Genomic DNA, 19,119 nt, shown 5'->3' on the forward strand with positions numbered 1-19,119 from the left:
GAGCACGGCGAAGCAGTTGACCACCATGCGTAGGATTTTCGGGAGCAATAATGGGAAGCAATGACCAGCGGGTGGCCCTTGTCACCGGCGGTAATCGTGGGGTCGGCCGTGAGGTGGCTCGTCAACTCGCCGAGGCGGGATTGACGGTCGTGATCGGTTCGCGGGATCTGGCCGCCGGCGAGCGAACCGCCGAGGAGATCCAGTCCCAGTTGGCGGCCGCCGACCATGTCCCGGAGGTCGCTGCGGTTCACCTGGACGTGGCGGCACGAGGTGACGAGTCCGGAAACGCGCACAGCGCTGCCGAGGAGATCCGCCGGCGCTACGGCCGGCTCGACATCCTCATCAACAACGCGGGACGCATGGTGGAGGTCCTCCCACCCGACATCACCGGCAAAGATCTCGAGGCAGCGTTCGCCACCAATGTGGGCGGTGTTGCCGAGACCACCCACGCGTGCCTGCCGCTGCTCGCACAGGCACCGGCGCCCCGCATTGTGAACGTATCGAGCACCACCGCATCGCTGAAACTCACCACTGAGGACAAGGACTTCGGAGGCGATCACTCCGTGCGTGCGCCGTACTCGACGTCCAAAGCGGCGCTGAACATGCTCACCTTGCATTACAACAAGGCATTCCAAGCCGATGAGGCGCTGCGCCATATCAAGATCAATGCGATCACACCCGGGTACGTCGCCACCGAGATGAACCACGGTCTCGGCGCCCGCACTGTCGAGCAGGGCGCTCGGGCGCTGGTCACCCTGGCCTTGAAAGGCGAGGACTCGCCGACTGGTGGGTACTTCAACGAGGACGGCCCGCTGCCCTGGTGACCGAAGGATGCCGTCGGCTGGGCTCGCCGCGATTCGTGCTGAGGCCGGGTCTGCGGCGCGACCGGTCCACCGTCGGCGAATCCGGTCAACCGATTCAGTGAGACTAAGGAACCGAGTATGAGTAGTTTCGCCGACGAAGTCCTCTACATGGGATTGACGGCGGGTCCGGACCGGCACGCAGTCACCGACAGCTTCGGGAACTGGACGTGGCGGGAACTGCACGAGCAGGTCATCGCGGTGGAGGCCGCGCTTCGCGCGCGCGGGCTCCCGCCGCGGTCTCGGATCGTCCTGGTGGGACCGGATAGCGTGTGGCATCACATCATGCTGCTTGCGTGCGCGCGTGCCGAGATGATCTTCGTGCCGGTCAACAATCGCTATACGCAGGCCGACGCCGAGCACGTGATGCGGCTGATCAAACCCGCCGTCGGCCTTCTCCATCCGGATTTCGCGGAAATCTTCGCCCGCACCGGACACCGAGGCACCGGCGAACAGATGGGGCCATTCGAGCTCGTCGCCTGGGACACCGGCGAAGCGAAGGATTTGTCCAGGATTCGGACCCAGCGCACTCCGATCCTGATCACACTCACCTCCGGATCGACCGCAGCACCGAAACCCGTGCTTTACAGCTCCGAGGGCGAGATGGCGGTCTCTCGTCTCCACGGCAGCTTGTGGCGGCTCAACTCGAGTGATGTCTTGCTCGCGCCGCCGGCATTCTCCTGGATCTACGGCCTGGGGACGGCAAACCTCACCGGACTCATGTGCGGTGCCGAGGCGGTTATGCTCGACCGCTTCAGCCCAACGCTGCTCTGCGACCGGGCTGAAGGCCGCGGCGTCACAATCTTCATGGGTGTGGTCACCCACTTCCGGATGCTCGTCGACTACTGCGAGACAACGGGCCGGCGGCCCTTCGGTCCGGAGCTGCGCATGGCCGTCAGCGGGGGAGAGCGGCGCGATGAGGTCGCTTTCGCCAAGTTCGAAGAGATGTTCGGTGTGCCGGTCCTCGATCTCTACGCATCCTCGGAGGGCCGGCCCGGTTTCGGCTACGACCCATACATCGACCCCCATCCCATGCCAGGGTCCTGCGGCCGGGTAATCCCTGGTGTCCAGGCGCGAGTAGAGCCCGACGCCGGCGGCGCCGCGCCCGGGGAACTCTACCTTCGATCTGCGGGTAACTACATGGGCTACTTCGACCCCGAGCTGCTCGTGGAACCCGAGATCAGTCCGCAGGACTGGCTGCCGATGGGCGACCGGTTCGAGATCACCGACGAGGGCTGGGGTTACGTGGTCGGCCGGAACAAGGAAGTGATCATCCGAGGGGGCGCCAATATTTCGCCGGTCGAAGTCGAAGCCACAATCGCGCAGCACCCGGATGTCACCGGGGTCGCGGTCGTCGGCATCGACAGCGCCAGCCACGGCGAAGCCGTCGCCGCTGCGATCGTCGGCGACTTCCCGGAGGGAGCCGATATCGGCGCGGTGCTGAGCGAGCACTGTGCCTCGGGGCTGGCGCGGTTCAAGATCCCCACCCAATGGCTGGTCATGGACCGCTTGCCCCGCAATACCAACGACAAGATCGACAAAGTCGCCATCAAGGCCCTGTTCCATGCCGATGCCTGACTGCTCGGGCGCCGGCTCCTTCCTGCGCCGGCCCCCCGGGCGCAACTCATTACCCAGGAGATTTCTATGGCCATTGAGGCTCACCCGGTCCTGCCCGGTCCTGCTCTGTGGAGCGCCCAGGCACATATGCCGTCTGTACTCGGCCGGCAGATCGTCATCGAACGGGCCCTGGGCTCCTACCTGTTCACCGCCGACGGGCAGCGGCTCTTCGACGGCACCGCCGGGCTGTGGCACGCCAATATGGGGCACTCCCGTCCCGAGCTCGCCGAAGCAGCCTATGCCCAGATGCAACGCTTGGAGACTTACCACGTCTTCGGCCGATACCTGAACAACCGGGCCGTCGAGCTCGGCGAGGTGCTGGCCGGGCTCTCACCAATCATCAACCCGAAAGTCATCCTCAACAGCGGGGGTTCGGACGCCATCGACGTGGCCTGCAAACTCGCGCGGCGCCACTGGCAAGCCGAGGGCCGCCCCACGAAGACAATGATCCTGAGCAGGGAGTTCGCCTACCACGGGCTCCACGCATACGGCACCAGCATTGCAGGACTTCAATTCAACCGCGACGGCTACGGCACACCGTCACTGGTACCGGAAACCGCCCTCGTCTCGTCTGCCGACATCACCGCTGTCGAGCAGACCATTGCAGAGATCGGTGCCGATAAAATCGCCGCGATCGTGGCCGAACCGATCCAAGGTACCGGCGGCGTCAATCCGCCCACGTCCGGCTACCTCGAAGGACTGCAACGGATCTGCCGAGACAACGACATCCTGCTCATCGCCGACGAAGTCATCACCGGCTTCGGCCGCACCGGCGAAATGTTCGCTGTAGAACGCTACGGGGTCGAGCCGGACCTGATCACCTTCGCCAAGGGGGTCACCTCAGGCTACGCACCGCTCGGCGGCGTCCTCGTCTCACCTCGCATATGGGAGCGTTTCTACCGCGATACCGAAGAGACCCCCATTTTCCGCCATGGCGCAACGTACGCCGGTCACGCGACCGCATGCGCTGTCGCCCTGCGTCACTTGGAGCTTCTGGAAGAAGACAAGATGCTGCCCCGGGTCGCAGAACTAGAAATCGTTCTTACCGAGCAGTTTCAGCGTCTCGACGCTCTTCCCGGAGTAGCCGAGACCCGAGTGGCGGGCCTGCTCGGCGGGATCTCACTCCAGGACCACCTCAACGCCGAGGCACTCACCGATCAACTGGTCGAAAACGGATTCGTAACCCGCCCGCTGCGCGGCAACACCATACAGGTCAGCCCGCCGTTCATCACGACCGACGAGGAGATCCACCAGCTCGTCGACGCCCTCGAGGCCGTGATCATCGCACACGACGGAGGCCGCTGACCATGAGTGCACACGACCCGCTTCTCCAACCCGACCCAGAACTCCACGCCACCGCAAGGAAGGTCGTCACGCGGATCGGCGCCGACCGGGCCCCGGCGCCGAACGCGATCGCGATCCACGACCCGCACGACGGCTCTACCATCGGGTTCACCCCTGACCGCGACATCGATCAGGCGCTGGAGGCAGTCACCCGCGCCGACACCGCCGGCCGCAGCTGGGCCGCCACATCGCCCAGGTATCGCGCCGATATCCTGCGCCGCTGGTATGACCGGATCGTCGACAACGCCGACGATATCGCACTGCTCATCACCCTGGAGATGGGCAAAACCCTCGCCGACGCACGAGCCGAAGTCGCCTACGGTGCCGATTTCGTGCGCTGGTACGCCGAGGAGATCACGCACCAGACCGGCACCGTACGAGAAGCCCCATCGGGCGGGGCACGGCTCCTCACCCGCCGGGCACCGGTCGGCCTGGCAGTTCTCATCACTCCGTGGAACTTCCCGCTGGCCATGGCCACCCGCAAGATCGCTCCCGCCCTGGCCGCAGGCTGCCCCGCCGTCGTCAAACCCGCCGCACTCACGCCACTCACCACGCTGTTCGCAGTACAACTGGCGGTGGAAGCCGGAGTGCCAGAGGACCTTGTTCAGGTTGTGACCACCAGCGACGCCAGCGCTTTCAGCGCCGCAGTCCTCTCTGATCCGCGGGTTCGCAAGGTTTCCTTCACCGGCTCCACCCCGGTGGGCAAGATATTGCTCCGCCTCGCGGCCGACAACGTACTCAGGACGTCGATGGAACTCGGCGGCAACGCCCCGTTCCTGGTGTTCGACGACGCCGACCTCGAGCGGGCCGTCGAAGGCGCTTTCGTCGCCAAAATGCGTAACGGTGGGCAGTCCTGTATCGCGGCCAACCGCTTCCTCGTTCAGAACGGAATCGCCGAGGCGTTCGTCGAGGGCTTGACCGAACGGTTGGCCTCCCTGCCGACCGGCAGCGGTCTCGCCCCCGGCGTCGGCCTCGGACCCATGGTCGACCACCGGGCCGTGCATCGGCTCCAGGGGCTCGTCGACGATGCCGTCGAACGAGGCGCCACACTGCACACCCCAGACCCCGCGATCGACGGGCCCGGCTCGTACTTCGGGGCGACGCTGCTCGACCATGTACCCGCCGACGCCGAAGTGGCCACCACGGAAATATTCGGACCGATCGCCTCGGTGCAACGATTCTCCACCCAGGACGAAGCGCTTGCCAAGGCCAACGACACCGAATTCGGACTTGCCGGCTACGTCTTCACCGAAAGCCTCGACCGGGCCTTCGACGTCGCCGACAATCTCGCCACCGGGATCCTCGGAATAAACCAAGGTCTGCCTTCCAACGCGGCAGCACCCTTCGGCGGCATCAAGGAATCCGGACTCGGCCGCGAAGGCAGCGCCGAAGGCCTCGAGGAGTACCAAGAGCTCCGCTTCTACAACCTGGCGCTGCGCAGCACCAGCTGAACTGGTTCAACCACTTCATCCGACAGAGGACCCAATGACCATCGAACACGACGATCTGCTCAATGCGCTCGGATCCATTTGGGGTGCGCATGCGCCGACTGAGCCCACCGCAGCCCTGCTGACTCGCACGCCCACCGGTGAATCTCGCATGCTGATCGATGGAGAGCTCACTGAAGCGGCGAGTGGAAACATTTTTCTCAACATCGACCCGACGACCGAGACCCCCTTGGGCGAAGTCGCCGACGCTGGACCCGAGGATATCGATCGTGCGATATCGGCGGCCCGGCGAGCGTTCGACACAACATCTTGGTCGACTGATCCAGCATTGCGACGGCACTGCTTGATGCAGCTGCACGCCGCGCTGACCAGGTCGGCCGATCAGCTGCGCGCCACGGCCGTGCGAGAGACCGGCATAGCCGTCCGTACGACCTATGCCTTCCATTCCGATCTCTCCATCTCCTATATCCCGTATTTCGCCGAACTTGCGACGAACTACGAGTACGAGCATCCCCTTCCCGACCAACCGTGGGCGCCAGGAACGAAACGGCTGGTGCGTCATGAAGCGGTAGGCGTCGTCGCAGCAATCACACCATGGAACTTTCCCCTGTATTCGCTGATCACCAAGCTCGCCCCGGCACTCGCGGCGGGATCCACGGTGATTCTCAAACCCGCCCCGCAATCACCTTGGCATGCAACGCTGATCGCACGGATCATCTCCGAAGAAACCGACTTCCCGCCCGGTGTGATCAACATCGTGCCAACGGCCGATAACGCCGTTGCCGAAATACTGACACGCGATCCGCGCATCGACATGGTGCACTTCACGGGGTCGACCATCGTGGGTAAGCGTGTCATGGCCAACGCTGCTGAGCGTGTGGCCCGCGTGTCGCTCGAACTCGGTGGAAAATCCGCGAACATCCTTATGCCCGACGTCGATCTCGACGCCGTCCTTCCCGTAGCTGCCGGCATGGTCTGTATGAACGCCGGGCAAGGCTGCGTACTGCCCACCCGTATGCTGGTTCCCCGGACGCGCTACCACGAAGCCACCGAACTGGCGAAACTGATCTACGAGACCATTCCCTACGGTGACCCCGCCGACCCTGACGTAGTCTTCGGGCCGCAGATTTCATCCCTGCAGCGCGATCGAATCTTGGGCTTGGTCGGCAAGGGAGTCGACGAGGGTGCCCGATTGATAGCAGGCGGGGGAAAACCGAGCCGGTTCGACAAGGGTTTCTTTATGGAACCTACGCTGTTCATAGATGTTCACCCTGATTCGACAATCGCACAACAAGAAATCTTCGGTCCCGTATTATCGATCACGCCGTACGAAACAGTGGGCGAAGCGATCGACATAGCGAACAACTCGACATACGGTCTCGCCTGCAATATTTGGGGTTCCGATGAGGATGAGGCCACTGCGGTATCGCGGAGGATTCGTGCCGGGGCGGTATCGATCAATGGAGGACTGTTTTACGCGCCGGATCTAGCGATCGGTGGGTTCAAACAAAGCGGTCTCGGCCGCGAATCCGGGATCGAAGGATTCGAGGAGTTCTTGGAGACCAAGGCCATAGCAATCGGCCAGTGAAGAACTAGACACGACCCAGCGGTTGAGAGACGCGGCTGCGCGCACCCTGAGCGCCTTGCCTCGAACGGAGAATCATGCCGACACAGCCCGTGGATCGCCAATCCGACGATCTTTCTCCAAACAAGTGGAGAGCTAGGATCGTGATCACCGTTGTGGTCGCTCTGGCCTTTTCCTATGGGCTTCAAATGTACTGCACTGTGCCGGCCTTCTCTTCGATCGGCGAAGAGTTCGCCCTTTCGCCTTCGCAAACCGCACTGATGGTGTCAGCGTTCTTTCTTGGTTATGCGACTTTTCATATTCCTGCCGGATTCTTCTCCGCCGCATACGGGCTCAAAACAGTCGCTGTCACGGGGTCCATCATCATGTCTGCGTCCACCGTCTTGTTCGCCGTGTCGACCGAATACTGGACCCTGCTTCTTTCCCGAGTGCTCGGCGGCATGGGAATGTCGGCGATCGTGGGAAGTGCCATCCCGCTCGCCGTAGCATGGTCCAGTCCCACCAATGTGCGCATGATAGTCGGCGGCTTCATCAATGGGCTCGGAGCTACCGCAGGTAACGCGTTCGGCCTGTATTTCTGGGACTACCTCACTCGATGGATGAGCTGGAGGTCCAGCACTCTGGTCGCCGCAGCATTCGGACTGCTCGTAACATTGTTGGCGATCGGCGTTCTACGTTCCCCACGGGGTATGGCGGATTTGGATGGAGGCCACTTCTCCTGGGCCTCGACATCCAGATGCTTGCGATCCCGATCCATGTGGGCAATCGGCATCGGCAGCGTGGGAGCCTACGGCGCCTTGTTCACAGTGTCTCAGCTGAGCCCTGGATACGTCGAAACCGAACTCGGATTCTCTTCCCCGAACGCCTCACTTGTCTCTACCGTTATGCTGCTGATCGGAATACCCGGAGCGCTTATCGGTGGCTACTTTGCCGATGGCGCACGACGCTATTTGCCCACATTGTGGCTTCCCGCCGTCATGCTGGCGATCCTTCTGATCAGTATTCCCTTCGCGAACTCCATAACCGTGTGGATCATCTTGGCAGGCGTCGGATTTCTCGGCATGATGTACTTTTCTCCCTGTACGGTATCGCCTGGCGAGTATCCCGATGAGATAGCGTCGAGAGATTTCGGTACCGCGCTCGGCCTGGTTCTGACCTTGGGAAATTGCGGCTCAATTCTCTTTCCATACATCTACGGGCGTGTTACCGAACTCAGCGGGCCTGATACCGGATGGCTGGTACTTGGAGCAGCAGCCGCTCTCGCTTCGTCTGCATTCCTGCTCGCTCGCGAGCCGCGCTCGTCTCCGGCTCCCGGCCCGGACTGCATCGAAGCCCAGGCGAACAAGAAAATGAACCCTTCACAACATGATCGGATCGCATAATGCACGCCGCACGTCAGCTATCGGTGAGCATGTTCAGCTCCACATTGAACGGAAACAATATCGATCCACACGCTGTGTTCCCGGAGTGGACCGCGCAGGACCGATTCGGAATCGTCGTCGACGAACCACTGGGCGGCTTGGGTGCGAGCCTGTTGATGCAACTCGCCATCGCAAAATTCTACTCGGTGAAGACCGAGCGAATCGATCGGTCACCAACCTACCCGGAGGTGTACCTGTTCCACGTCGGGGGTCGACATGGAGACTTCAACAACTTCGACATCTGGCCCCCCAGGAAAGAGCTCTTTCTGCCGAACGACCCACTTGCCGTATTGGACTCGATCAACGCGCACGCAATCACCCGAATCGCGGTGCCGGCCGGGTGTCTGGGTTCATATGATCGGCTTCGTGACGGAGCAAGCTCCTGGGCCGAAATAGCTAGCGCACGCGACCGTCTGCGCTCTTGTTTCCAGTACGATCCGTCCGGGGTCGAGAGTAAAGCCGATTGGGAGCTGACCACATCGGACGCACACACTTTGGAGAATATTTTCGATACGATCTACCCGGCCGCGGGCTCGGCACTTTTCAAGTGGCGTGTCGAAACCGGGACACCCGTACCTCTGCCAGGCCTTTCGAATATTTCCGATATCGCCAAGTGGGCAGCGATAGTGGATCAGCGTCTCGGGGAGCTTCCGTCGGTCCACTTCGAAAAAGCTAAGCAACGTCTGGAAGCGCGAATGTCCGAGGATGTTTTGGTAGAGAGCTATCGGCAGATCGACATCGATTCGCTATTGTCTCGACTTTGTCATTTGGCCATGCAGTGAACGCAAACAAACAGAAAGGGTTGCTGAGTGAATAGCATCAGAAACAAGGTGGTAGTGATTACCGGAGCCTCATCCGGAATCGGAGCTGCGACGGCCAGGGCAATAGCTGGGCGCGGAGGTCTGGTAGTCGGCGGAGCCCTCGACGAAGCAGGCTTGGCGACGATGGTCGACGGGATCAGGGCGGAGGGCGGTACAGCTGACCCATTTGTGGTAGACGTGACCGATCCGGCGAGGGCGCAGGAGCTCGTGGATTTCGCGGTGGAACGGTTCGGCACCGTCGATGTGCTGATCAACAACGCTGGCCTTATGTTCTTTTCGAGCTGGAAGGACCTGGCGCTCGACGAGTGGAATCAAATGATCGATGTCAATATCCGTGGCTATCTCAACACTATCCATGCGGTGCTTCCGCGGATGCTGGAGCGGGGATCCGGCCACATCGTAAACATGGCGTCCCTGGCCGGACACGTTGCTCATACCGGGGCAGGTGTGTATAGCGCGACTAAGTTTTTCGTTTCGGCGGTTACCGACAGCCTCCGAAAGGAGTTGAGCGCTGAGCACGGTATACGGGCCACTGCGATCAGTCCTGGTGTTATCAATACCGGATGGGAAACCAAACTCTCTGATCCCACAGCGCGCGCATCAGCCGGAGAGCTGGCAAAAATTGCCATTGAGCCGGAATCTGTTGCACTCGCGGTGCTGTACGCTATCGACCAACCAGCAGAAGTCACCATAAATGATCTTCTGATTTCCCCGACCCGACAAGTTTGGTAGGGATGCACTGCCGGCTCAGTCGAGTCCCACCGTCGTTCCAATCGGCAGGTCGGCCAGAGTTATGACGAGGCTACGGCCGCCAGTTGCTTCGTGACATGGTCTTCAGATCACAGGGCCCGCCGGGACCTCTGGCTGGGCCCTGTGACGACGACGGAATTGGCGTCAGCATTCTTGTCGGCGGCTACCGGAACCAATCCACGTTGCCAGGCATCAACAATGATGCGCCTTCCCACGTTGCCACGTCACCCGGCGGCGTGAAGAAGCCGGGGTCCCGTCGCGAAGTCGGCGTCGAGTACCTCGAGGAATATTCGTGTACCTAGAAATTGAGAAGGTGGACATGACCACGACCGTCACCGCAGCAGTGGTACGAGAGATCGATGGGCCATTCCGGTTCGAAGAACTGACCATCGACGAACCACGCCCCGACGAAGTGCTGGTGAAAATTACCGCTGTAGGCCTGTGCCACACCGATCTTGCGGTACAGCACGGACATCTGCCCCAAGCAATGCCGCTTGTCCCTGGTCATGAAGGAGCCGGCGTAGTGGCCGAAGTAGGATCGGCAGTGGCCGGCATCGCTGTAGGGGATCAAGTGGTGATTTCGTTCTCTGCATGTGGCGACTGCGGGAACTGTCTGTCCGGCCGGCGGGCGTACTGTTTGAAGTTCGGCACCCGGAACTTTTCCGGCGCGCGCGACGACGGATCTATCACCCTGCGCGACAAGGACGAAAAGGCCGTACACGGAAACTTTTTCGGCCAATCGTCATTCTCTACTTACGTCATCGCTTCGGCACGTGACGTCGTGGTACTTCCCGATGACGCCCCTCTGGACATCGCGGGACCGCTCGGATGCGGCATTCAAACCGGGGCCGGAAGCGTACTCAACTCCCTCGGCGTATCGGCAGGCTCGGTAGTCGCTGTCTCCGGTACCGGATCGGTCGGGTTGGCGGCTGTCATGGCTGCCAAAGTAGCCGGCGCAACAACGATTATTGCGATCGACGTGGTCTCCGAGCGACTCGAAGTTGCGAAGAGTCTCGGCGCGACACACGTGATCAACGGAAACGAAGAAGACATCGCCGCTCGCATACTGCAATTGACCGGCGATGGCGTACCGTACGCGGTGGACACAACAGGTGTAGCGTCCGTGATCGCTACACTGATTCGAGCGACTGCGCTCGGCGGGAAGATCGCACTCGTCGGAGTGGCCAAACCCGGTTCGGCCGTCGACCTGGATCTGATCTCCGCGGCCGGTAAGACAGTGATCGGGGTCTATCAGGGAGATTCGGTGCCCCAGCGCTTCATCCCGGAGATGCTTGCACTGCACGCGGCCGGGCAATTTCCCTTCGATCGACTGATCACCCGATATCGGTTCGACCAGATCAACGAGGCCATCGCCGACACCCACAACGGTACAACCGTAAAGGCTGTCCTTGTCATGCCATGAAGATCGAGGGGTAGAGGCCGCAACGGTGTATTGTGCGCCGCGACTGGTGGCGCATAACACACCGTTGCGGCGGACTACTGCAACTCCGTGGCGAGGGTGATATGTATTGCGTCTTTGCCGTCGGATACCTCGCGGCCTAATGTGCGAATTGCGCTCTCGACCTCGCGTAGGGGAAAAGTGTGAGTGCACAGCCGGGCGAGAAGTTCAGCGCTCTCCGTAATGATTTCTATGGCCAGTTGTGTGGAGCGGTAGCCGCCGCTGATGACACCCCTCAATTCGATCTCGCTCAAGACGATTCGATCGATGGGAACATCGTTGAGCATTTGTCCGCTTTTGAGGCCAGCGAGGACGAGCCGGCCCCCCGGCCGCAGCATATCGATACCTTGCAGAATCGGTGCCATCGATCCGGCGGATACGTCCAGCACGATATCTGCCATGCGGCCGGCCGTGACTGCCTTGACCAGGGCGACGGGATCGTCGCGCTCGACCTTGATGATAGTTGTGGCTCCGAGATGCCGTGCAACGCCCAACCGCGCTTCGTCCGCGCTGGTGCCGGTGACGATGATTTCCTTGGCCCCGGCTTTCTTGGCTGCGGCGACCGCGAGCAGACCTCTCTGGCCGGGCCCCGCGATCACGACGGTCGATCCGAGGCCTACTCCACCGACCTCGTAGATCCAGCGGATTGCGTTGGATAAGGGGTTGACCAGCGTCATAATGTCCGAGGGGACGTTCTCGGGGAGCTTGTGGACGAGTGCGCGCGGATGGAGATAGGCGTGTGTCGCATATCCGCCCCACAGTGCGGGTGCAGTGTCGATGTTCTGGTACATCCCGTAGCCGAGACCGGACTGGCACCGAGTGAAGGCTCCCTCGATGCATCCCGGGCAGACACCGCAGGGAATGATCGGTTCGACGGTGACGCGGTCACCGAGCGCAACACCCCAGCGCGACTGCGCTGATCCGCCGATGCTTTCGATGCGCCCGATGATTTCGTGGCCTGGGACTATCGGGAGTCCCTGACCGAAACCGAGTCCACCGAGGTACTGTTCGTAGTCCGTTCCACAGAGGCCACTGGCTTCGACACGAAGGATGGCATCGTCGGTGCTGGCTTCAGGGACTGGGAACTCGCGGAATGTAAATTTTCGGGGACTGTCCAAAACGGCGGCCGTTGCTGTCGATGCCATATTGGCGTTCTACCTTCGTGTTCGTGTCCGATGTCGATCGGCTTGTGGGGTGGACTGCGTCCGAAAGAACGAAGCCCGCTGAGGATTCGGCAATCCTGAGCGGGCTTCGCAGGCAGTCCATCAGACCGGTGTCACAACGACGTTGTACAGCTCGTCGAATTCATAGGTGTACAGCGCGCGCGGGATTTTGCACATTCCGCGAAACTTCAACAGCAGCTCGGCGGTCTTGGTTGCGGTTCCGGCCGGTACGAAGAGGTAAAAGATCGGGCACTCGTCCATGTCGAGTTTCCATACCCGGTCGAGGGTTTCCTCGTTGATGGTGTCCTCGGTCTCGACCTCGACGATCAGTCGGGGGGAGTTGTCCCTGGCCGTGTCCACCATGACGATGTCGGGATACAGGGTGTGCTCCCAGCGATGGTGGACCGGCATCCTCTTCTCGCCCACATTTGTGTAGGTACCCCAGGTCGGGTTGATGAGGCCCGGATACACCTCGCCGTTGGCGAAGGAAAACATGGATCGGGCGATCTGCTCGACCGCCGAGTCGTGCAGATTTGTGGTGGGTGTGACGATGCTCATCTGAAGTCTGGACCTTTCACAGAGGCAGAACTCGGCGGGCGTTCTCGCCGAGGATCGCGGCTTTTTCGTCGTCGGCGAGCAGCGACTGCTTCACGCCCTGCAGACCGAGAATTGCCCGGTGGCTGTGCCAGTCCGATGCCCAGAGGCACCGGTCGACACCGACTTGGCGCACGGATTCGATACCTACCTCGTCGAAGCCCTCCTCGAAACCGCAGGACAGATCGAAGTAGACGTTCTCGAAATCCCTTGCCATCTGCACTCGCTGGTCGTGCATTTCGCTCCCATAACCGGTGAGCGGCTGCAAATAGCCCAGATGGGCCATGACAACCTTGAGCTTGGGGTGGCGCTCGAGAACTGGGCGCCACTGCACCGGGAACGCGTAATCGTCGTGCTCGGCATGACCGACATGTCCGTCGAGGCCGCCGCTATGAGCGAGGATCACCATGTCGAGTTCTTCGATCTTGGCGAACGCGCGCTCGAGTGCCGGATCCGATGGGTAGTACTGACCCCAGGTCGAGATGATCTTCACGCCGCGGGCACCGGCGGCGTGATATTTGACTACCTGGTCTTCGACCCAGTCGGCGCCGAAGTAGGGGTCGATGCCACCCACGAGTGCAGCGAACTTCCGCGGATTCGCCGCGGCGACCTCACACAGCCAAGCGTTCTTGCGGTCGCACCGCTCCCGCTGAAGCTCGAGCATGCGTTTTTCGAAAGCAGCATGCGCCTCCTCCGAGAGGTCCTGCGGGGCCCGGGCGCGCATGGCCTGACCCATTGCCTCGGTCGGCCACGCGTTGATGATCCATGAGGCGGCCACGCCGGCTTCGGCCATATAGCGGTTCAGCTGCGGGAGGTCTCCGCCTCGGTCCCAGCGGTCCTCGATCGTTCGCGCGTTCCAACCCTCCTGCGCCGTCCTGTTCAGATGCACGTGGGTGTCGACGACATCCCAGTTGCGGTCGGTCATGCTGTTCCCTCCGGGGTGTAGGCGTGGCCCATTTTGGTGAGAATGTCTGCCACTGTTCGGCCGTCCTGATTGGTCACCTGTGTCGCGTATTCGATGAGCCCGAACCGGGTTTTTTTCTCGCGGCGTACGGCGATGATCTCGATATCGAGCGTGTCGCCGGCATATACGGGCGCCCGGTAGGTGATCTCGTCGGCGAGGTGGGTTGCGGTCTTCTTACCGATAACCAGGGCAAGGGGAGCGATGCAAGCCCCCATGGTGAGAGCTCCGGGCGCGATCGGGCCGCGAAACCCGTTCTCTGCGGCAATGCGGTGATCACGGTGCAGTAGAGCAAGGTCCTGGAACAGGCCACACGCGGTGGTGATCATGCTCTCGGTGATCGTGACGGCCGGAGCGATAAACCGCTGTCCTACCTGGACCTCTTCGTAATAGCGGCCTTCGAGCAGATCTACGGGGGCCGGGACGTCGCCTCCCGGCGGATCTTGCTGGAGTGAAGTCATAACGAACCTTTCGGGAATGCTACGCAGCACGGTAAGTGCTGGAACTGGCCAATCTGATGTACCGACCGCCAGAAGGAGAGATGAAGAAATTGCGAAAGCTGCTGCCAGTCATGTGCGTTACCGACCGTGGAGGTCTTGGGGAGCCGGTCGGTGAGAACCCTGTATTCGCCGACGCATCGAGGACCGGAGTATCAATCGATTCGCGTGTGCGCGTCAGAGTACGGAGCCCACCTCGACGGTGCTGAGACCCAGTGCGGCGCCCACGGGCGCGTTGGTGAGAAGACCGTTGTGCGTATTGAGACCACGAGCGAGTTCTGGATCTGCACGCAGGGCGTCCTGCCAGCCGCAGTCGGCCAGTGCAGTGGCGTAGGGCAGCGTCACCGAGGTGAGTGCGTGAGTGGATGTGTTCGCTACGGCCCCGGGCATGTTGGCGACGCAGTAGAACACCGAATCATGCACTGTATACGTCGGATCGGCATGGGTGGTGGCGCGAGAATCCTCGAAGCAGCCGCCTTGGTCGATGGAGATGTCCACGAGAACAGAGCCCGGCTTCATCCGTGCGACCAGGTCATTGGAGACCAGTGTCGGCGCTTTCGCACCAGGGACCAGCACCGCACCGATGACGAGATCGGCGTCGAGGCATTCCTGTTCGATGGCGAAGGTGTTGGACACGAGCGTTCGAACGCGACCGTGGTATTCCTTGTCGATCGCCTTCAGCGCATGGGGATTCTTGTCCAGGACGGTAACTTGGGCCCCCATCCCCACTGCTATCCGGGTGGCGTGTTGCCCAGAAACCCCACCGCCGATGATGACAACCTTGGCGGGGAGGACACCCGGGACTCCACCGAGAAGGACTCCTCGGCCACCGGAACTCCGGAGAAGCGTCGTCGCGCCCGCCTGGGGAGCCAGGCGGCCGGCGACCTCCGACATCGGTGCGAGCAACGGTAGGCCGCCCAGGTCGGTCTGGACGGTCTCGTAGGCGATCGCAGTGACCTTGCGAGCCAGGAGCTCCTCGGTGAGGGCCTTGTCCGCAGCGAGATGCAGGTAGGTGAACAGTATCTGTCCCTCCCGCATGTTGCCGTATTCCTCGCGAATGGGCTCCTTGACCTTGAGAATCATCTCGGCGCTCGCCCACACATCTCCGGCTTCGCTGAGTACACGAGCGCCAGCTGCGGAGTACTCGTCGTCGAATATCGACGAGCCACTGCCCGCACCGGCCTCGACCACAACCTCATGGCCATTAGCCACCAGTTCGTGGACCCCTGCCGGAGTCAGTGCGACCCGGTACTCGTGATTCTTGATTTCCTTCGGGACACCGATCTTCATGACGCACCTCTCTGGCGAAAAAGTAGTTCGGCAGTGTTCTCGCCGAGGGCCACCCGGTTCCGAACTGCAGAGAGTGGGGAGTCTCCGGATCGCATGTCATGTAGCATAGGAACATGTCGCGCAACATGTCAATGGCGGCCGACTGCTTTCGCCCGTTCGCAGCAGGTGGACTCTCTTCGTACCGTCCGGAACCGGCCTCTAGTGGCAGGGGCCGCCGGCTAGGTCAGGATTGCCGCGGATCGCGATTCACCGCAGCGGCAAGAGCTAAAAGAGGGATCTCGACCGGCCCAGGCTGTAATGGGTCCGCCGCGGTCGGACCCCTACGGGCCCGGTCCGGTCGGCCGAAGAAGTCGATCCGGCCCCGCGTGGACTTTGATAGAGGGGCTTGTGCGGCAGTCGGGGGTCTGGGTTGTGAGCAGCCATTGGAGTCGTGAACGGTCGTGGCCCAAGTGGTGGCACCGTCACGGGCATCTGTGCTGCGGCGGGGACAGCTGTCACCAGGGGAATCGTGAAAATGTCAACCGCAGCGTGTTAGGCATATCTGAGAAGCAACGCCAGGTGAGACGCCTCTTCCTTCAAGTTCGATGCTAAGTCGATTTGGCGTTTGGGGCGAAGCCTAGCGCTGCTGGATGCGATGCTCAGCGCAAGCTGGGGGCCGCCTGAAATGTCAGTGACAGCAACGCCTATCGCCCAAGATCCGGGGAATACTGTTCCTTCATTGACCGCAATTCCGCCGTTCTTGCGGATCGATTCCGAACGCTGAAGAATCTCATTTACCGACATCGATGGGAATTTTTGTGCAATCTCGGACTTGTTGGCCCCGACAACCGTCATCGCTTCCATGGGAGGTAACGCCGCAAGCATGGCTAAACCGTGGGACCCGACTCCCAGCGGATACATGTCGCCGACCTTCGACGCTCGCCACCGGCTCGGAATCGTGCCATCGACTCGATAAAGGCATACCGAGTGGTTGCCTCGGCGCAGTGAAACGAACGCCGAGTCTTTGGATATTTGCGCCAACCGTTCAATGGATCGCACGACCTGCTGTTGTAAGTCCTGCCGCCCACCGACTGTGGACCCCATGCGGTAGGACTGGGAGCCCAGGATGTATCGGTTGTCGTGCGTCTGCTTCACGTATCCGCTCTGCACCAGCTCGGCAAGTAGTCGATGCGCTGTCGACTTACTCAGCCCTGAGGCAATAGCGAGCTGAGAAAGTGTCGAGCCCGAACGATCCTCGTGGCCATCGACGATCAACGACAACAGCGACAGGGCGCGCTGAACACTCTGTGTTCGAGCTGGCGGACTATTCATCTCGTTGCCGACCACCGTCGCCTCCTCGTGCCGACCAGCGTTGATGACCGCCGCCGGCGCCAGAGTATGGGCTGGTCGCACGACGGGGCAACCATCCTACGTCAAGGCTGGCGCAGCGTCCATGCGGCCTCAACGCCATGCGAGCCTGCCGGGGCCTGCCGCCCCTGCTCATCCCGCGATGCGGAACAGAACCACCCAAAACGGCCGTCGTCAATTGACGCGGGTTGATATCTACATCACAGTCAACCCAACTGAGTGAGGCATCTCATGCGATCAGCCGCTCCGAAACATCGCCTCCTCGGATGCCAGAAGGGAACACATCTTGACCGAGCATTCAAAGGTGAATGCGAGACCGCGGATCGATTTAAAACAAGCACGATGGTCCCGGGTCGGCATTCCGTTGTTTGTAACATATTTCGTGTGCTACATGGATCGCACGAACATCAGCGTGGCAGCGCCGCACATGGCAGATGAACTACAGATCAGCTCCGCCGCCATGGGTTTGGTGTTCTCTGCGTTCTTCTGGGGCTACGTCATTAGTGGGATGCCGGCAGGAGCATGGGCCAACAGGGGGCATGCAAAGTCCATCATCGTCGTCTGCATGGTGGTTATCGGGCTGTCTGCGGGCGTTACCGGCTTGGTTCATGACTATGTGATACTGCTTGTCGCTCGAATCGCTCTGGGTCTCGCTGAAGGCATGATCTTCCCGGCGTTTGCTGTCATGTTCATCAGCTGGTATCCGTCCAGTGAACGTGGCCTCGCCGTAGGCCTCACTAACTACACGGTCCCACTCTCGACCGTGGTGATGGCACCGATGTCTGGCTGGTTGATAGAAGCGACGAACTGGCGCGCGATGTTCGTCATTCAGGCTGTTCCCGCATTTGCGGTTGCAGCGTGGCTACATTTCTCCATCAGTGAGAACCCTGAAGGCGACAAGAAAATATCCGACGATGAGCGAGCATATATCATCCAAAACAGGAACGTGCACACCGCGGATGAATCCTCGTTGCTTCAACTGTTCAAGCGTCCGACAGTGTGGATACTGGGCTCGGTCTACTTCTTCTGGGTCATGGGAATTTACACCCTGACACTTTGGCTACCGACAGTTATCGGTGAGATGACCGGCAGAGGCTCTTTAGTGGTCGGCCTTCTCACGGCGATCCCATTTATCATCGGAACGGTTGCTATGTACCTAGCAACCAAAGCGGCGGTCTCTGCGGGGAGGTCATTGGGTGTTTGGATCGCTCCCTCGATAGGACTGAGTGGGGTTGCAATTATGATCCACCACTTCGTTCATGTAGGAGGAGTGTTCAGCTTCTTGATGCTGGTGCTGTCGGCAGGGGCCATCTATGCCACGCTGGCCCTCTGGTGGACGTGGGTAATGCAGATTGTTCCTCGGAATCAGACCGGTGCCTCAGTCGGATTCATTAATCTGTGCGGAAACATGGGCGGTCTTGTCGGCCCCCTTCTCATCGGGGTATTTGCGGTTTCCGGCAATGTATCTTCTGGGTTCTGGATAGTCGGTGTGGGCATCCTCATCGCCGCCCTGACGGTTATGACTATCGATGCGCACCGAACCAGGTCTGAGCGCCGCGAAACGCAACCTGAAAGTCGCCCAACCTATCAGGAATCTCAAAGTGCGGTGGAGTGAACGTAAGTGCGCCGTTTGTTGAAGCAAAGTAAGCAATAAGAGGAAAGGTATTACCAGTGGCAGTCGAGATGTTCTACGACGACGATGCCGACCTGTCGATCATCCAGGGCCGTAAGGTCGCGGTGATCGGTTACGGCAGCCAGGGGCATGCGCATTCGCTGAGCCTGCGCGATTCCGGCGTCGAGGTCCGTATCGGCCTCAAGGAAGGCTCCAAGTCGCGGGCCAAGGCCGAAGAGGCCGGCCTGACCGTCGGCACCCCCGCCGAGGTTTCGGAGTGGGCCGACGTCATCATGCTGCTGGCCCCCGACACCGCCCAGGCGTCGATCTTCACCAATGACATCGAGCCC

General features: G+C 61.1%; 17 protein-coding genes. 11 read left to right on the plus strand and 6 right to left on the minus strand.

The genetic code is table 11. From position 1 onward, the window contains the following. Nucleotides 1-50: 50 nt before the first annotated feature. The 9 genes from QH196_RS16605 to QH196_RS16645 all read left to right on the plus strand — a co-directional run bounded on the left by QH196_RS16605 (nt 51) and on the right by QH196_RS16645 (nt 11,269). On the plus strand, nt 51-824 hold the full coding sequence (locus tag QH196_RS16605; RefSeq protein ID WP_280416702.1) for an SDR family NAD(P)-dependent oxidoreductase: 774 nt from the start codon (nt 51-53) through the stop codon (nt 822-824). 117 nt (nt 825-941) lie between these two features. Next, nucleotides 942-2,438, plus strand: a complete 1,497-nt coding sequence (locus QH196_RS16610) for a class I adenylate-forming enzyme family protein (protein WP_280416703.1) — start codon at nt 942-944, stop codon at nt 2,436-2,438. A 126-nt stretch (nt 2,439-2,564) separates the two neighbouring features. After that, nucleotides 2,565-3,782 (plus strand): aspartate aminotransferase family protein, encoded by a 1,218-nt coding sequence (locus tag QH196_RS16615; protein WP_280416704.1) that lies wholly within the window; start codon nt 2,565-2,567, stop codon nt 3,780-3,782. Between the two features lie 2 nt (nt 3,783-3,784). After that, on the plus strand, nt 3,785-5,272 hold the full coding sequence (locus tag QH196_RS16620; protein ID WP_280416705.1) for an NAD-dependent succinate-semialdehyde dehydrogenase: 1,488 nt from the start codon (nt 3,785-3,787) through the stop codon (nt 5,270-5,272). A 34-nt stretch (nt 5,273-5,306) separates the two neighbouring features. Further along, nucleotides 5,307-6,857 carry an aldehyde dehydrogenase family protein gene (locus QH196_RS16625; protein WP_280416706.1) on the plus strand — a complete coding sequence of 517 codons (1,551 nt, stop codon included), beginning with the start codon at nt 5,307-5,309 and terminating at the stop codon, nt 6,855-6,857. Nucleotides 6,858-6,997: 140 nt separating this feature from the next. Then, the gene (locus QH196_RS16630; protein ID WP_280416707.1) at nt 6,998-8,236 is read left to right on the plus strand and encodes an MFS transporter; all 1,239 of its coding nucleotides are present in this window, start codon (nt 6,998-7,000) and stop codon (nt 8,234-8,236) included. Further along, nucleotides 8,236-9,057: a hypothetical protein gene (locus QH196_RS16635; protein WP_280416708.1), complete on the plus strand. Its 822-nt coding sequence runs from the start codon at nt 8,236-8,238 to the stop codon at nt 9,055-9,057. Before QH196_RS16630 ends, QH196_RS16635 begins: the two co-directional genes overlap by 1 nt. A 27-nt stretch (nt 9,058-9,084) precedes the next feature. Continuing rightward, nucleotides 9,085-9,828 carry an SDR family oxidoreductase gene (locus QH196_RS16640; protein ID WP_280416709.1) on the plus strand — a complete coding sequence of 248 codons (744 nt, stop codon included), beginning with the start codon at nt 9,085-9,087 and terminating at the stop codon, nt 9,826-9,828. A gap of 337 nt (nt 9,829-10,165) precedes the next feature. Continuing rightward, nucleotides 10,166-11,269 carry an NAD(P)-dependent alcohol dehydrogenase gene (locus QH196_RS16645; protein WP_280416710.1) on the plus strand — a complete coding sequence of 368 codons (1,104 nt, stop codon included), beginning with the start codon at nt 10,166-10,168 and terminating at the stop codon, nt 11,267-11,269. Between the two features lie 74 nt (nt 11,270-11,343). On the opposite strand, the gene QH196_RS16650 is transcribed toward QH196_RS16645, so the two are convergent. From QH196_RS16650 to QH196_RS16675, 6 genes are all read right to left on the minus strand, one after another. Continuing rightward, nucleotides 11,344-12,450: a zinc-dependent alcohol dehydrogenase gene (locus tag QH196_RS16650; RefSeq protein ID WP_280416711.1), complete on the minus strand. Its 1,107-nt coding sequence runs from the start codon at nt 12,448-12,450 to the stop codon at nt 11,344-11,346. Between the two features lie 120 nt (nt 12,451-12,570). Further along, nucleotides 12,571-13,026, minus strand: a complete 456-nt coding sequence (locus QH196_RS16655; protein ID WP_280416712.1) for a hypothetical protein — start codon at nt 13,024-13,026, stop codon at nt 12,571-12,573. Nucleotides 13,027-13,042: 16 nt separating this feature from the next. Then, nucleotides 13,043-13,987 (minus strand): amidohydrolase family protein, encoded by a 945-nt coding sequence (locus tag QH196_RS16660; RefSeq protein WP_280416713.1) that lies wholly within the window; start codon nt 13,985-13,987, stop codon nt 13,043-13,045. Further along, nucleotides 13,984-14,484, minus strand: coding sequence for a MaoC family dehydratase (locus QH196_RS16665; protein ID WP_280416714.1), 501 nt, complete (start codon nt 14,482-14,484; stop codon nt 13,984-13,986). Before QH196_RS16665 ends, QH196_RS16660 begins: the two co-directional genes overlap by 4 nt. Nucleotides 14,485-14,697: 213 nt before the next feature. Further along, nucleotides 14,698-15,810 carry an alanine dehydrogenase gene (gene ald, locus QH196_RS16670; RefSeq protein WP_280416715.1) on the minus strand — a complete coding sequence of 371 codons (1,113 nt, stop codon included), beginning with the start codon at nt 15,808-15,810 and terminating at the stop codon, nt 14,698-14,700. A 531-nt stretch (nt 15,811-16,341) separates the two neighbouring features. After that, nucleotides 16,342-17,136 carry an IclR family transcriptional regulator gene (locus tag QH196_RS16675; RefSeq protein WP_280416716.1) on the minus strand — a complete coding sequence of 265 codons (795 nt, stop codon included), beginning with the start codon at nt 17,134-17,136 and terminating at the stop codon, nt 16,342-16,344. Between the two features lie 307 nt (nt 17,137-17,443). On the opposite strand from QH196_RS16675, the gene QH196_RS16680 reads away from it, so the two are divergent. Further along, nucleotides 17,444-18,772 carry an MFS transporter gene (locus QH196_RS16680; protein WP_280416717.1) on the plus strand — a complete coding sequence of 443 codons (1,329 nt, stop codon included), beginning with the start codon at nt 17,444-17,446 and terminating at the stop codon, nt 18,770-18,772. A 68-nt stretch (nt 18,773-18,840) separates the two neighbouring features. Beyond that, the coding region (locus QH196_RS16685; protein ID WP_280416718.1) for an NAD(P)-dependent oxidoreductase at nt 18,841-19,119 on the plus strand (279 nt) is incomplete at its 3' end.

Source organism: Nocardia carnea, from assembly GCF_029868325.1.
GTDB lineage: Bacteria > Actinomycetota > Actinomycetes > Mycobacteriales > Mycobacteriaceae > Nocardia > Nocardia carnea_C.

Bases quoted from the DNA above. Each gene is read 5' to 3' on its own strand.
- QH196_RS16605 (WP_280416702.1), top strand. From the start codon at position 51: ATGGGAAGCAATGACCAGCGGGTGGCCCTTGTCACCGGCGGTAATCGT.
- QH196_RS16610 (WP_280416703.1), top strand. From the start codon at position 942: ATGAGTAGTTTCGCCGACGAAGTCCTCTACATGGGATTGACGGCGGGT.
- QH196_RS16615 (WP_280416704.1), top strand. From the start codon at position 2,565: ATGCCGTCTGTACTCGGCCGGCAGATCGTCATCGAACGGGCCCTGGGC.
- QH196_RS16620 (WP_280416705.1), top strand. From the start codon at position 3,785: ATGAGTGCACACGACCCGCTTCTCCAACCCGACCCAGAACTCCACGCC.
- QH196_RS16625 (WP_280416706.1), top strand. From the start codon at position 5,307: ATGACCATCGAACACGACGATCTGCTCAATGCGCTCGGATCCATTTGG.
- QH196_RS16635 (WP_280416708.1), top strand. From the start codon at position 8,236: ATGCACGCCGCACGTCAGCTATCGGTGAGCATGTTCAGCTCCACATTG.
- QH196_RS16645 (WP_280416710.1), top strand. From the start codon at position 10,166: ATGACCACGACCGTCACCGCAGCAGTGGTACGAGAGATCGATGGGCCA.
- QH196_RS16650 (WP_280416711.1), bottom strand. From the start codon at position 12,450: ATGGCATCGACAGCAACGGCCGCCGTTTTGGACAGTCCCCGAAAATTT.
- QH196_RS16655 (WP_280416712.1), bottom strand. From the start codon at position 13,026: ATGAGCATCGTCACACCCACCACAAATCTGCACGACTCGGCGGTCGAG.
- QH196_RS16660 (WP_280416713.1), bottom strand. From the start codon at position 13,987: ATGACCGACCGCAACTGGGATGTCGTCGACACCCACGTGCATCTGAAC.
- QH196_RS16665 (WP_280416714.1), bottom strand. From the start codon at position 14,484: ATGACTTCACTCCAGCAAGATCCGCCGGGAGGCGACGTCCCGGCCCCC.
- ald (WP_280416715.1), bottom strand. From the start codon at position 15,810: ATGAAGATCGGTGTCCCGAAGGAAATCAAGAATCACGAGTACCGGGTC.